The 14,890-nt window shown below is 44.2% G+C and carries 8 protein-coding genes and 1 pseudogene; 4 read left to right on the top strand and 5 right to left on the bottom strand.

Annotation, left to right across the window (positions count from 1 at the left end; genetic code table 11):
* Positions 1-556 precede the first annotated feature (556 nt).
* Positions 557-2,761 (top strand): BACON domain-containing protein, encoded by a 2,205-nt coding sequence (locus D0T87_RS03120; RefSeq protein ID WP_163172727.1) that lies wholly within the window; start codon positions 557-559, stop codon positions 2,759-2,761.
* Here the strand turns inward: D0T87_RS03120 and D0T87_RS03115 are convergent.
* A pseudogene (locus D0T87_RS03115) lies at positions 2,733-3,071 on the bottom strand (metallophosphoesterase); the annotation flags it as partial. The gene D0T87_RS03120 and the pseudogene D0T87_RS03115 overlap by 29 nt on opposite strands.
* 270 nt (positions 3,072-3,341) lie before the next feature.
* Here D0T87_RS03115 and D0T87_RS03110 point away from each other — a divergent pair.
* Both D0T87_RS03110 and D0T87_RS03105 read left to right on the top strand, forming a co-directional pair.
* Positions 3,342-4,292, top strand: coding sequence for a peptidoglycan DD-metalloendopeptidase family protein (locus D0T87_RS03110; RefSeq protein WP_163172725.1), 951 nt, complete (start codon positions 3,342-3,344; stop codon positions 4,290-4,292).
* A complete protein-coding gene (locus tag D0T87_RS03105) occupies positions 4,289-4,684 on the top strand; it encodes a DUF2809 domain-containing protein (RefSeq protein WP_163172723.1) in 396 nt (131 codons plus the stop codon). The genes D0T87_RS03110 and D0T87_RS03105 overlap by 4 nt, the downstream gene beginning before the upstream one ends.
* A gap of 59 nt (positions 4,685-4,743) precedes the next feature.
* On the opposite strand, the gene D0T87_RS03100 is transcribed toward D0T87_RS03105, so the two are convergent.
* From D0T87_RS03100 to D0T87_RS03085, 4 genes are all read right to left on the bottom strand, one after another.
* Positions 4,744-7,218: a glycoside hydrolase N-terminal domain-containing protein gene (locus D0T87_RS03100; RefSeq protein WP_163172721.1), complete on the bottom strand. Its 2,475-nt coding sequence runs from the start codon at positions 7,216-7,218 to the stop codon at positions 4,744-4,746.
* A 347-nt stretch (positions 7,219-7,565) separates the two neighbouring features.
* A complete protein-coding gene (locus tag D0T87_RS03095) occupies positions 7,566-8,933 on the bottom strand; it encodes a TolC family protein (protein WP_163172864.1) in 1,368 nt (455 codons plus the stop codon).
* A 4-nt stretch (positions 8,934-8,937) separates the two neighbouring features.
* Positions 8,938-12,147 carry an efflux RND transporter permease subunit gene (locus D0T87_RS03090; protein ID WP_163172719.1) on the bottom strand — a complete coding sequence of 1,070 codons (3,210 nt, stop codon included), beginning with the start codon at positions 12,145-12,147 and terminating at the stop codon, positions 8,938-8,940.
* A 3-nt stretch (positions 12,148-12,150) separates the two neighbouring features.
* Positions 12,151-13,257 carry an efflux RND transporter periplasmic adaptor subunit gene (locus tag D0T87_RS03085; protein WP_370526814.1) on the bottom strand — a complete coding sequence of 369 codons (1,107 nt, stop codon included), beginning with the start codon at positions 13,255-13,257 and terminating at the stop codon, positions 12,151-12,153.
* 143 nt (positions 13,258-13,400) lie between these two features.
* Here D0T87_RS03085 and D0T87_RS03080 point away from each other — a divergent pair, with 143 nt between their 5' ends.
* Positions 13,401-14,288: an AraC family transcriptional regulator gene (locus tag D0T87_RS03080; RefSeq protein WP_239063439.1), complete on the top strand. Its 888-nt coding sequence runs from the start codon at positions 13,401-13,403 to the stop codon at positions 14,286-14,288.
* Positions 14,289-14,890 lie beyond the last annotated feature (602 nt).

Raw genomic sequence — 14,890 nt, 5'->3', positions numbered from 1 at the left:
TCACTGTGACGTTTTTACTTCCTTTTTGTTTTTGATCTTTTTTCATAATTGTTATTTATAATTATCAATGCGAAAGTAATATAAGCAAGAACATACAGGTTTGTAGAATTGTGCAAGTGGACGATGACAAAGACGTTTTTATTTTGATTGCAGGAAAGGGTCGGATGATCGACTATAAATCATCCGACCTTTTACTATAAATCATCCGGCCATTTATATCAATGGTCCGGACCAAATTTGAACAGTGTTTAATCAGGAATAACGGATTGGAAGGATTGCATATTAAGTCTTTTTTCCTAACTTTATACCCTGTTTTGAATTCTTCTTAAAGAATATTAGAGCCTGTTTAAATTTTGCTCGTTCTTTTATTTAGTGCTGTTTTTAGGCTGTTTGTTTTCTTTTTAAGGTGAGAATAGCGGGCTATTTGAACCGCGAANTTTGAACCGCGAAAAGAGAAGAAACAGACAAAAAGAGCGCTAAAGAAAAAACGAAAGCAACATATAATAATTATTCTGTGGAAAATTTAAACAGGCTCTTATACTCAAAATTTAAATCAATGAAAAAACGACTACTCCTTATACTGCCCCTATGCATGGCTCTGTTTCTGGTAAGTTGCAGTGACGACAAATCTGAGCCGGAAAAAGCTCCGGTTATCGAAATCATCGGTGGTGAATCAGCAGTTACATTGCCCGAAACAGGTACAGGAAGCACTACAGTTTCGTTTACCACCAACGCGGCATGGCAAATCACAACAAGCGATACGCGTGCCACACCGTCATGGTTCGATGTATCACCTAAAAGCGGCGGAGCAGGAACGCAGACGTTAACCGTTTCCATCAAAGAAGAGAATGACGGGTACGACGACCGGAGTGGTTATATCAAAATAGTTAGTGGCGATATACAGAAGTATGTTACAGTTACCCAGAAAAAGAAAAACGCCATACTTATTACCCAATCGCGCTACGAAGTAGCTATGGATGGCGAAGAAATCGAAGTCGAGGTAAAGGCAAATGTCGATTTTACAGTCGACATTAAGAACCCTGAGTGGATTCATCAAAACAAGACACGTGCCCTTACCACATCAAAACTACGATTCAAGATTGATGCCAGCGAAGAGGCAAACAGCCGCGAGGGACAGATCGTCATCTCTTCGGGAGATTTATCCGAAACAGTGAAGATTTACCAGGCAGGCGGTGAAGTATTGGTGATCACACAAAAAGAGTACGCCGTATCCGATGCCGGTACAACAATTCAAGTCGAAGTTCGAAGCAATACAGAGTATACAGTCAAAATGCCGGACGTAGGTTGGATCAAAGAATCTACCACACGCGGGGCATCGGCTTATACTAAGTATTATGACATCAGTCCGAACGAAACCTACGACAGCCGTACCACTTCACTCGTTTTCAGTACCACAACCAAAAGCGAGGAAGTAACCATTACACAGGCCCAGAAAGATGCAATCATTGTCACTAAACCAGAATACGGGTTCGACCAATATGGCGGTACATTGACGCTCGAAGTAGAACACAATATTGACTTTGACGTGACTATCGACGTAGCATCCAGAAACTGGATTACCCCAATCACCACGCGCGCACTGGCAGCAACGACACTGCGTTTCACCATTGCGCCACAAAACAGTAAAAACGAACGCTCGGGTACAATTACCATATCAAAAGGAGAACTTAAACAAACAATCACTATAAAACAAGAGGGGGCAAGCGCTTACATCTCGACCGACTATTCGGCCGATGGCAAATTTATAACCTTACAGGAGGCAACCGTAGGAAATGGAATTGACATCGTACTGATGGGTGATGCATTCTCAGACCGGTTGATCGCCAATGGTACGTATGAACAAATAATGAGGAAAGCGATGGAGAAATGCTTTACTGAAGAGCCCTTTAAATCCTTCCGCAACCTATTCAACGTCTATATGGTTAATGTCGTTTCCGAGAATGAAGATTACGATGAAGGTAGCCGTACAGGGTTGGAAGGAGAGTTCGGTGGAGGTACACTCGTTAGCGGTAATGACAATAAATGTTTTGCTTATGCACAAAGAGCCGTTTCTTATAACCGCATGGATGAAGTACTCATTATCGTCATGATGAATTCGACTAATTATGCCGGTACTTGTTATATGTATTACCCCAAAGCCGCAGATCTGGACTATAGCCAGGGGCCTTCAATTGCTTATTTCCCAATCGGCGACAATGATGAAACATTGGAACAGTTGCTGCATCATGAAGCCTGCGGTCATGGCTTTGCCAAACTAGCCGACGAATATGCTTATCAGTCTCAAGGTGCAATATCAGATAGAGAGATTAACGAAAGCTATAAACCACTAGAACCTTACGGCTGGTGGAAGAATGTTGACTTTACAAACAATCGTGAGCAGGTGAAGTGGGCTAAATTCCTATCAGACCCTCGTTATCAATATGATGGTTTAGGTACTTACGAAGGAGCATGCACCTATTGGACAAAAGCTTACCGCCCAACAGAGCATAGCATTATGCGTCATAATGTAGGTGGATTCAACGCCCCTTCGCGTGAAGCAATCTACTACCGTATGCATAAACTGGCCAATGGTGAAAGGTGGTTATATAATTATGAAGACTTTGTTGCTTATGATGCCATCAACCGTACAGCTTCCGCTAACGCTATCCGTCAGAAACAGGCGAGCAGGGCTGCTGCACGGGCGTTCATACCACAAACGCCACCTGTAGTGGTCAAACATTCGTGGGACGAAGTGAAATAACCGTTATTTCCGGCCATGCTCCAAAGCGGAATGGGAACATAACATATCCTACGCCTACATTGACATATAACCCTTGATTTCCTTCTTTGTACAAGCCGCCCCACTCGTCATAAGCAAGAGCAGCAAAGGACAATCTTCCAACAGCAAACTGGGTGGCATGGGTGTGTCCGGCCAGCATAAGGTCTACATCTGTATCCAATACTTCCCTGCGCCAATGGCTGGGATCATGGCTTAACAGTAACTTAAAGCTTGTGTTCTCCGTACCCTTCATAGCCCCGGGCAGGTCACCATATTCAGGAAAAGGAGGTCTATGTAGATATCTGCTACCAATAATCCCGGAACCAGATACATTAATAATCTTCCTATCATATCAATTTTCTTTTAAGGGCTGCAAGATACGGAGACAAATGCATTCGACAATTACCGGTTAAGGTAATTTAGTCTTTATACTATTAATTTACGTTGAATTCCTAGCATAAATCACTTTAATATAGCTCATTGGAGACATCTTTTGCTTTGTTTTTTTGAAAAGAGAGAAAAAATCACTAACTCTGCATCCAATATATAAAACAATAGACTAATGAATCCTATTCTAAGAATAATCTTACTGGCCTGTTATGCCACATTCTCCATTTACACATACGCTCAAACAAGAGAAGAGCCTGCCGTCGAACTCAGAAGTGAAAGAGAAAAAACCGGAGAAAAAGAAACGTTCAATATAGGGGCAACCTTAAACAAGCCAGGGAGTTATAGTGTAGTGATCAGGTTCCTTAAACAAGAAAACATGAGTGAGCCTGCAACCTTACTCAAGGTTGTAAAAAACTCGGGTAATATACTTAAAATTACCCCCGCCGATCCCAGGCAGCCAATCAACTGTAGATACAACTATTCGTATACTATGGGTTATGAACCCAGAAATGTGGATAGTGCTTTCGTTTACCGTCTTCCTTATAGTACAAACAGAGCCGAGCCTGTACAGATTAACTACCTGTACAACGTCGATCAACGATATCTTAACAGAAACAGAAACATAAAATGGACTGCTCTCCAATTCCATTTAGAGAAAGGAGATACAATATTCGCCGTACGAAAAGGAGAAGTGGTTAAAATACAGGATAGCTTCGATCCGATGGAACGGGAAGAAAGAGTGAGTTATACCTCCAAAGCAAATTCAATTACAATTGAACACATTGATGGCACAATCTGTAAATATGACATCTTCGAGAAAGGAAGTTTTATGGTTTCCGAAGGAGACATAGTCTACCCTGGCACCCCTTTGGGATTATCCGGGCAGCAAAATGCAACCAAAGGAGATTATCAACTCAAATTGGGGGTTTACTATCCGGTAATCAATCCCGACTATGACCCTGATGACCGTAAATCATCTTCTTTCCTGTACATTTACTACAATCCGGTGTATGCAACAGACCAGGGAAATATAAAACTGGACCGATCAAAGAAGTACAAAGCCGTATCCTCTAAAGAACTGGAACAGAAAGAAATGACTAAGAAAGAAATAAAAAGAAGATGAAATATAAACGTAGAGGGATTTATTTAGTCGTCACCCTTATTATTGTATTGTTAGGCCTTGCTTCCAGGAAATACGGCAACGTACTACCCGGGTTCGTCGCGGTTTATTCCGGCGATACGCTTTGGGCAGCTATGGTATACTTCGGGTTACGTATCCTCTTCCCCACGACATCTATTCTAAAGGTAGCCATAGGAGCACTATTGTTCTCATATTGCATAGAAATCAGCCAACTGTACCAGGCCGACTGGATCAATGCAATACGAAACACAACGTTAGGCGCATTAATTCTGGGTCATGGATTCCTGTGGACAGACATGTTATGCTACACGGCAGGCATTCTATTGTCTGTCATTGTAGACCATTATGTTTTATACCACGGCTCTTCCCAATAGTGTTATCGTCATATTATCAGCATCCAGCCGGGCATTCAGCCCTTTTCCTTCTATCCATATTATTTCTTAGCAGTCAACTTATAAGTCTTACCACTTTCTGTTGGGAAAGTATAAAGGTAATAGCCATCTTGCTGCTGCTCTTGTATGTTTTTTGCGGAAGAGATTGAAACCGGAATAGTTGTACGAATGGTACACGGATTACCATTCAGCGATTGAATGGCGGCTCTTTCCAGTTGCCCTTCATTCCAGTCGATATCTACTTCAAAACCTCCACGGGCGCGTAATCCTTTAACTCCGCCTTTTTGCCAAACTTTGGGGTGCGCAGGCAATAAATGGATTTCACCTAAGTGGCTTTGCAAAAGCATCTCGGCAATTCCTGCCGTAGCGCCGAAATTACCATCAATCTGGAATGGCGGATGGGCATCGAAGAAGTTCGGATAAGTGCCACCGCCAACGGAGCTTGTGCCGGAGGCATCTACAAACCGCATAATATCGCGAATCATAGTATAGGCATGATCTCCATCCAACAGGCGAGCCCAGAAGTTGATTTTCCAACCTTTGCTCCAACCAGTCCCTTCATCGCCGCGTATCTCTAATGTTTTGCGGCATGCCTCAGCAAAGCGGGAATCTTCATTCAACAAGGAAATTTGCCGGCCCGGATGCAATCCGAAGAGATGGGATACGTGGCGGTGATGCGGGTCTTGTTCGACAAAGTCCTTATCCCACTCCTGCAACTGTCCACGGCTTCCGATTTTAAGCGGATACAAGCGTGACTTCATATCTGCCAGTTGGTTACGGAAATCTTCGTCGATTTGAAGTACCTCGGAGGCTTCGATCAGATTGGTAAACAGGTCCCAAATGATAGACATATCCATGGTTGAAGCCACGGTTACGGCATGATTCTTTCCATTAGCCACAAACAGGTTTTCGGGAGAGGTTGACGGAGCGGTAACCAGGTATCCATCTTTCTCTACCAACCAATCGAAGCAGAACATGGCGGCTTCTTTCATTACCGGATATGCTTTTTCGGCAAGGTATTCTTTATCGCCCGTAAAGCTATAATGCTCCCACAAATGCTGGCACAACCAATGTCCGCCCATATACCAATTTGCCCAGACCGGATCACCGTTTCCAATATCGCCAACGGCATTGCTCAATCCCCAGATGTCCGAATTGTGGTGAGCCACCCACCCGCGGGCGTTGTAGTATTCCTTAGCTGTCTTTGCACCGGACTTTGACAAATCGCCGATCCAGTTCAACAAAGGTTCGTGTAGTTCGGAGAGGTTGGTCACCTCTGCCGGCCAGTAGTTCATTTCCGTATTGATATTGATGGTGAAGTTGGAACTCCACGGAGCACGCAATTCTTTGTTCCAGATGCCTTGAAGATTGGCAGGTGTACCCCCCGGACGAGAACAGGCGATTAACAGATAACGTCCATATTGAAAATACAACGCTTCCAGTTCTGGGTCTTCCGCTCCTTCGGTATGTGCTTTCAAGCGTTTATCAGAGGGCAGTAACTCCCGGTCCGGATTACTCTTGCCCAGATCAATAGATACGCGGTCGAACAAGGCTGTATGGTCTACTATATGATTTTTCTTTAGCGTTGCATAATCCTTGCTTGCAGCCTCAGCCAGACGCCGGTCGGCTATCTGCGTTTCATTTTTACCTTCACTATCGGGGCACTTGTCGAAACCATTAAAACTGGTTGCAGCAGTTAAAAGCAAAACAACCTCAGAGGCATTCTTTATATGCAATTCCGAATCTGTTGTGGTTACATTTCCATCAGCCGACAGTACTTTGAGGTTAGTCTGAAAGCGGGTACCGTCGCACCCGTCAGCATCTTCATTAGATACGGGGTCCCTGAACTCCGGATTATAGTAGCTGGGATCGACCCTCGCAGGGACTTTTCCACGCATCACCAACTGATCGTTTCCTGAGGCTGTTACCGCATGACGCAATACACTATGAAGCCCAAACGTCAGATTCAATACCTCCGGTTTGTCGGCAGTAAAGCGTACCACCATCGCGCTATCGGGCGAAGAGATGAAAAGCTCGCGGGTGTACTCTACCCCGTCCACCTTAAAGCGGGTGGTTGCTACAGCTTGGTTTAGGGACAGGTCGCGGTAGTATGCCTCTATTTTAGTGGTATCTATTTCCTGATGAATAATTAAGTCGCCCAGAGGCAAGTAGCTCTCCGAGAAATAGCCTTGCATCTTCCGGCAAAGCTCATTCGCTTTTTGATAGTCTGCTTTAAAAAGGGCTTCGCGCAGGGGTTGAAGGTATTTATGTGCTTCCGGATTCACGTTATCTTTCCGCGGACCACCGGACCATAACGAACCATCATTCAGCTGAATCAGTTCATCATTCATTCCGCCATACACCATAGCACCCAGACGGCCATTACCCAAAGGCAACGCCTCTACCCACTCTTTTGCAGGTTTATCATACCAAAGTTTAAGGGAGGTAACTTCTTTCTCTCCACAGGCTGTCAGCAGCACAGCTATAAAAAGAATACAGAGCGTTCTCTTGGACATTATATTTCAAGTATTGGATTAGTACAGCTTTTCAAGCAAAAAAATGGCACAACAGCTTGTGGCACCTTGCCGCATAAAAAAAGGGATCACGCCTGACCCCAACCTTTGTTAACCTTAAATCTAATACTATGAAAAACACATTGCAAAGATACGGACTTTTTCGGCATTTGCAAGCGTTGTGTGCGAAAACAACGCTTTTGTAACAAGGTTTAAGAATTCCATGCCCGTGCTTAACATTTATATAGAATTCGGACATAAAAAAGTCCCCTTCCGTCTCATATTTCATCACGAAATTATTGGAGAGCCAGAAGAGGACTATAAGAAAACGAAATAAAAAAAGAGTATGATTATTTATCTCTACCGCCGCCTAATGCTTGATAGAGATTGATAATTCCTTGTATTTCATCCAACCGATCGGCTGTTTGCTGCAACTGGGCAGAAAGCAGGGATTGTTGTGCGGTAAGTACTTCCAGATAATTAGAAGTACCATGTTGCATCAACAGTTCCGTACTGCGCACGGCTGTTTCCAGCGACTTGATCTGTCCGTTGCGTAAATCCGTCTTGTTACGTGCCGTCTGCACCTGTGTCAGTGCATTGTTCACTTCACTTCCCGCGTTAAGCAGCGATTGTTGGAAAGCCAGTTTAGCCTCTTCCTGCTGTGCACGGGCAATCTTCAACTGAGCCACATTCAATCCTCTGTTGAACAAAGGTTGTGTCAGTGAACCTACAGCCGTAGCCAAAAGCTTACCCGGGTTAACAATCATGCCACCGGCACTGTTTGTCCATCCCCCTGTTCCACTCAACGTAATTGAAGGATAGAAGGCCGAACGGGCAGAATTTGTACTGTAAAAAGCCGATGCCAACGAGAACTCTGCCGCTTTCACGTCGGGACGGCGGGCAAGCAACTGCAAAGGAACGCCAACAGTCAGTTCTTCCGGGAAAGTTTGTCCCTCCAACTTGCCACGAGCAATGGAACCGGGTACATTACCTAATATAATAGACAGTGCATTCTCCGTTTCACGGATGCTACGTTTCAGGTCGAGTACAGAAGATTCAACTGCAAAGCTGTTCGCTTCCGTCTGAGCCACTCCGGCCTCCGTAGTCATACCTGCGGCTTTCATGGCACGCATCGTGCGTACACTCTCACGCCATTTTTCGGCAGTTTCGGAAGATATCTCATACTGAGCATCCAACATTAATAATGTATAGTAAAGATTGGATACGTTGGCGATCAACGAAGTTAATACCGCCTGTTCATACTCCACGCTTTGAAGATAAAGCGCTTTGGAACGGCGGTTGGCATTGGTTAGTTTACCAAAGATATCCACCTCCCATGAAGCCGACACCACACCGGTATACGTCCAGGTACCTTTCGACTTGTCAAAGCTGCTCACACCACCTTGCGGAGTCAGCATAAAAGAAGGAAGATACGCCAGGCGTGCAGCCGACAATGTAGCTTTTGCTTCTTTCACACGCCATTGAGCCGATTGCAGGTCGGTATTATTCTCCAGCGCTTCCGTAATCAATGCCTGCAATTGCGGATCGGTGAATAATTCCTGCCACTGGAGCGAGGCGATAGAGGCGGTGTCTCCCACCTCTACATCCTGTCCGTAGAGTCCGTCGGTAACCACCTCCGGACGTTTATATTTGTTGTAGATGCCGCAACTGCTAAACAGCAGACCAACAACTGCCAATAGAACTATATTTCTTTTCATCATCTTACTTTTTGTTTTTCTTCGCACGACGTTTTTCGATTTCTTCCTGGCTAATCTTCTTTTCCTCCTCAATTTGCCAATCGGGTACAATCTTAGACTGTGCCGGCGCAAAACGTTCCTGTAGCCATTGGAAAGTGATGAACAAAGACGGAACAATGAAGAGCAACACCAATGTACCTACAACCATACCGCCAACTACACCCGTACCCAATGAACGGTTACCGTTAGCTCCTACCCCGCTGGCCATTACCAGTGGAAGCATACCGAAGATCATGGTTAATACAGTCATAAGGATGGCGCGGAAACGTGCTTTAGCTGCACTTACAGCCGCAGCAATAAGTCCCATTCCTGCTTTCCGGCGTTCAACCGCATACTCCGTAATCAGAATTGCTGTTTTGGAGAGCAGCCCGATCAACATAATCAACCCGGTTTGCAGATAAATGTTGTTTTCCAGCCCCATGATCCTGGCAAACAAGAAACTACCCATCAATCCGGCAGGTACAGCCAGGATAATAGAGAATGGAAGGATGAAACTCTCATAAAGCGCACTCAGAATCAAATAGATCATCAGAATACAGATAGCAAAAATGATCATTGTTGTATCACTTTGCTGGTTCTCTTCACGAGTAATACCACCGAAATCATATCCATAACCTGTAGGTAAAGATGTTGCCGCTGTCTCTTGTACTGCACGGATAGCATCACCTGTACTGTAACCCGGAGCAGGCATAGCACTTACGGGAATAGAGTTATACATATTGAAACGGCTTAATGTTTCAGCACCATACACACGTGTCAGTGTCATAAATTGACTCAAAGGAGCCATTTCGCCATTTGCCATACGCACGAATGTATTATCCAATGAAGACTCATCCATACGATACTGAGGTTCGGCTTGAATCATTACCCTGTACACACGAGAGAAACGGTTAAAGTCCGAAACATACTGTCCGCCATAATATCCTGAGAGAGTACTTAACACTGCATTCGGAGTAATACCGGCACGTTTACATTTAGCTGCATCTACTTCGACCATCCATTGCGGATAACGCACGTCGAAAGTTGAGTAGGCCATTGCAATCTCAGGGCGTTGGTTTAGTGTACCAAGATACTGCTGGGTGGTTTGGAAGAAGGTGTTTACATCGCCTCCCATTTTATCCTGCATGTGCATATCCAATGCATTACCCATACCATAACCCGGTATCATACCCGGAGCAATAGCAAATATCTGCGCATCCTTGATGTCGGCAGTCCGTCCGTAGACCTGACCGATAACAGCTTGTACCTGTTGCTCCTTCTTTTTACGTTCGTCCCAGTTCTTCAACTTCACAACGATCATACCGAAAGCGTTACCCTGACCGGACAACAAACCGTAACCCGAAACCTTCTGAACATGTAGTACCTCCGGTATATCATACAAACGTTGTTCTACACGAAGCACAATCTCATCAGTAGTGGCCAGTGAGCTACCCGGAGCAGTACTGATATTTATAAATAACACACCTTGGTCTTCATCAGGAACAAGACTGGTTTTTGTAGTTCTCATCAGGAATACCAGGAGCAATACGGAAAGAACTAAAGTAGACCAGCCCAACCAACGGTGTTTGATGAAAAACAATACCGCGTCTTTATATCTTTCTGTTATCACAGAGAAAGCGGCATTAAATGCTTTACGGAAACGAGCCGCAAAGTTATTTTTCATTGTACCGTCTTCGTTGATGTAAGGTTTAAGCAACAAGGCACAAAGTGCAGGACTCAGTGTTAACGCGTTGACCGCGGATATACCTACGGCAACCGCCATAGTCAAACCAAACTGGGTGTAGAACGTACCGGACGTACCACTCATAAAGGATACCGGAATAAACACCGCCATAAATACCAGTGAGGAGGTGATAACCGCACTACTGATACCTTTCATGGCATCGACACTGGCCATGTATGAGGACTTATACCCTACGTCGAACCGCGCCTGCACGGCCTCGACGACGATAATGGCGTCGTCCACCACCGTACCAATCACAAGAATCAATGCAAACAACGTGATCAGGTTGATACTGAATCCGGCTATAGACATAAATGCAAAGGTACCGATCAGTGACACAACTACCCCGACCAACGGAATAAGTGTGGAACGGATGTCCTGCAAGAATATATATACCACCAGAATAACCAGCAGAATTGCTTCGAGCAAGGTTTGTACTACCTTATTAATAGATGCGTATAAGAAGTCGTTCGAGCTCATCACCTGGGTAATCTCCACACCCCTTGGAAGGTCTTTTTTTACTTCCTCTATCAAAGCATCAATATTATTATTTACCTCCGTTGCATTAGAACCGGCTGTTTGGAATATCATACAGGAAACCCCGTTATGTCCATCCAAACCACCTTTATAAGCGTATGAGCTTTTACCTAATTCTATGTTTGCAACATCTTTCAGTTTCAATACTTCGCCATCTTCGGTAGAACGTATAACGATCTCGCCAAACTCTTCGGGAGTGATCAGACGACCTTTATACTTCATTGTATATTGGTAGGTTTCTCCTGAGTTTTCACCAAATGAACCGGTTGCAGCCTCAATGTTCTGTTCGGCAAGGGCGGCTGCCACATCCGACGGAATCAGTTTGTATTGGGCCATTATTGCAGGATTCATCCAAACACGCATACTGTAATCGCCCCCCATAATCATCATATCTCCTACACCGGCAATACGAAGAACTTGTGGTTTCAGGTTGATCGTAATATAGTTTGCCAGGAAGTTATCATCATAAGAGTTGTCCGGGCTATGGAGCGAAAACATCTGCAAGATACTGGTCTGGCGTTTCATGGTTGTTACACCCACCTGGGTAACTTCGGCAGGTAGCTGCCCCGTTGCTCTGGACACACGGTTCTGCACATTCACGGCTGCCATATCGGCATTTATACCTTGTTTAAAATATATGGTAATACTGGCCGAACCGGCATTTGAAGCCGATGAAGTCATGTAAGTCATATCTTCTACCCCATTGATCGCTTCTTCCAATGGAGCAATTACACTCTTTTGGAGTGTTTCCGCGCTGGCGCCATAGTAAGTGGCGTTTACCATTACGGTAGGCGGAGCAATATCCGGGTACTGCTCTACTGGCAGTGTAAACAGCCCGATAAGCCCCAAAATGACAATCACAATGGAGATTACGGCCGAGAATACCGGACGTTCAATAAACATTCTTAAATTCATGGATTATCCCTCCTTTGTTTTAATGCTCACAGGTGTACCATCACGCAACAGACCAACGCCTTCGACGATGATAGCATCTCCTACATTCAATCCACTATCCACGATGTATTCTTTTCCACCATTCACGCGGGTAACTTGTATCGGAGTAGCAGTCGCCTTTCCATCTATTACCTTATAAACGAATACTTTATCTTGCAATTCATAAGTGGCCGCTTGCGGAATAACAATGCAGTTCTGTTTTTGAACAGGCACAATCACACTACCCGATCCGCCACTCTGCAATAGCCCTTCTTTGTTTGGGAAAACGGCACGCAGGCTAACTGTCCCCGTTGAGGGATCGATTATACCGCTGATCGTTTCAATCTTTCCCAGTGAAGGATAAATTGATTTATCATTTAACTGTAAAGTAATAGCAGGCATTTCTTCCAACACTTTTGCTTTAGAGCCGTAACGACGCGTTAGTTCCAGCAACTGGTTTTCGGTCATTGAAAAATATACATACATACTGGCATTATCGGAAACCGTAGTTAACGGACGAGGCAAACTGGCGCTAACCAGCGAACCTACACGATAGGGCAATGTGCCAACCACACCATCCGATGGGCTTTTCACTTCAGTATACGACAAATTATTTGCTGCATTTACACGTTGTGCTTCGGCTTGCGCCAATTGCGCTTTCACTGACAACAACGTATTATAAGATGTTTGCAGGTCAAATTCGGAAATCACTTTTTGTGCAAATAATTCCTTCTTGCTATCGTAGGTAAGTTGTGCGGTAGCCACACCTGCACGGGCTGCTTCTACGTTAGCTTCGGCTGTTTGCAAAGCCGCGCGATAAGGAACCTGATCGATAACAAACAGGACTTGTCCTTTGCGTACCGCCTGGCCTTCCTGTACCAGAAGTCTGGTCAAAAAACCGGATACTTGCGGATAAATGTCAATGTCTTGCTGTCCGCGAATCGTTGAGGAATAGGTTGTTTGCAATTCTTTGTCAGAGGTAGCAATCTTCAACGCTGCATACTCTGCCGGGCCAGTTTGTGCAACAGGTGCCTGTCCGCATGAAACTAACACTACACTACAGATGAGGGTTATCATCATCTGTCCAATCATACTCTTTTTCGTAATCATACTTCAATCCTTAAAAACTAATTTCTATTTTTGAGTTTCGGCTGCAAAGGTATACCGATTTTGAACATTATCACCGTTCATAATTCGAACCACTTTGTTCATTTTCGGAATAAAAGGTTTAATTTTTGAAAAGTTATTATAACTTTGTGTTAATTGACCAGCAGGAGGATGACGATATGAACCCATTATTAACTACGCAAACAGAAACGTTTAGATCCGGAGAGGATAATCTGTCTTTTTATCATGGGCGGCAGGTAAAAATGATCAATGGTGCACTTATGTTTTGCAGTAGTGGAGAGGCCGATATTACGATAGATCTGGAAAAGTATCATATCATTCCCAATACGAATATCATTATATTGCCAGGCTCTGTTCTGTCGCTGACATCGGCCAGTAAGAACTTTACGGTGCATTACTTTGCTTATTCGGATGAGATGATGAGACTTGCCAGTTTCCGTTTGGAACCGGCCTTTATCGGACGCCTTAAGGAGATTTCGTGTTATACTCATACCAACCCGGGGGTAATAGAAGCTATTCTGGCTTTGATCAAATTCGGAACTTCCGTTTATGCCGATAAAGAAAACCGGTTTAAAAATAATATTGCGCAAAATCTGCTTCAAATATTCTTTCTGAACACTTACGATAAGATGCAACGCTTCTTTCCCCAACACGAATTGGGAGGGAGTACAAGAAAAGGACAATTATTTAAGAAGTTCATCTGGGAGGTCCGTGCGCATTGTGCCAAACAACGAGATGTATCGTTCTATGCGGAACATCTTTGTATTTCAACACGTTACCTTTCGGCCATCTGCCAGGAGATTGCCAAATGTCCGGCGAAAGAAATTATCGATAAGTTCCTTATACTGGAAATAAAACTGACGCTACAAACCACCAATCTGTCATTAAAAGAGGTAGCGGAGTATTATCGCTTCCCGGATCAATCTTTCTTTGGACGGTATTTCAAGAAACATACAGGGATATCACCGAAGGAGTATAGGGCGACGCAGATTTGAGGTATATCCCGTTTACTTTCCCGGTATACATAAGGATTTTCCACGAAAAAAGCGTCATATCTGACACGGGCTTCCCAAAAGCCGATAAAAAGGGGCTTGTAGGGGATGGAGTTTTGTGAAGAAGTCGCACGCTAATGTCACAAGTCACACGGCTTGTAAAGATACGGATGAATACGATATTAATCGTGTTCGTGCGTGCAGCTATCAATCGTTTGCCAAAGGTAAAGATTAACTCCGGAATAGTACTGCAAAGAGAATAATCAGCTAGTATAAAGAACGCTAAAAGACCCGGGTGTATGGGTATGAAAGACCCGGGTGTATTGCACGATTACACCCGGGTCTTTCGGAGGAATACACCCGGGTCTTTTCAGGGTTGGTCCGGTTGTTAATGAGGTATATAGTGGTTTCTCTGAAGTATATAGTGGTTTCTCTGTGCAGCTTCCCTTACTGTAGAAAACATAAACAGTAGAAGTTTTTGCTGATAAGTGACACTTATGATACTAGGATGTGACTTTTGTGCTAGAATGATAAACTATTTTCCTCTGGATAATAGGCAGTTACGCTGTTTGCGTGATTTGTGACACTTTTTTAAGATAAAAACC

The sequence above is a fragment of the Bacteroides sp. 51 genome (assembly GCF_010500965.1).
In the GTDB taxonomy this organism is placed as follows: Bacteria; Bacteroidota; Bacteroidia; order Bacteroidales; family Bacteroidaceae; genus Bacteroides.
This window is presented reverse-complemented; position numbering and strand designations above follow the sequence as displayed.

Bases quoted from the DNA above. Each gene is read 5' to 3' on its own strand.
- D0T87_RS03120 (WP_163172727.1), top strand. From the start codon at position 557: ATGAAAAAACGACTACTCCTTATACTGCCCCTATGCATGGCTCTGTTT.
- D0T87_RS03110 (WP_163172725.1), top strand. From the start codon at position 3,342: ATGAATCCTATTCTAAGAATAATCTTACTGGCCTGTTATGCCACATTC.
- D0T87_RS03105 (WP_163172723.1), top strand. From the start codon at position 4,289: ATGAAATATAAACGTAGAGGGATTTATTTAGTCGTCACCCTTATTATT.
- D0T87_RS03100 (WP_163172721.1), bottom strand. From the start codon at position 7,218: ATGTCCAAGAGAACGCTCTGTATTCTTTTTATAGCTGTGCTGCTGACA.
- D0T87_RS03095 (WP_163172864.1), bottom strand. From the start codon at position 8,933: ATGAAAAGAAATATAGTTCTATTGGCAGTTGTTGGTCTGCTGTTTAGC.
- D0T87_RS03090 (WP_163172719.1), bottom strand. From the start codon at position 12,147: ATGAATTTAAGAATGTTTATTGAACGTCCGGTATTCTCGGCCGTAATC.
- D0T87_RS03085 (WP_370526814.1), bottom strand. From the start codon at position 13,257: ATGATTGGACAGATGATGATAACCCTCATCTGTAGTGTAGTGTTAGTT.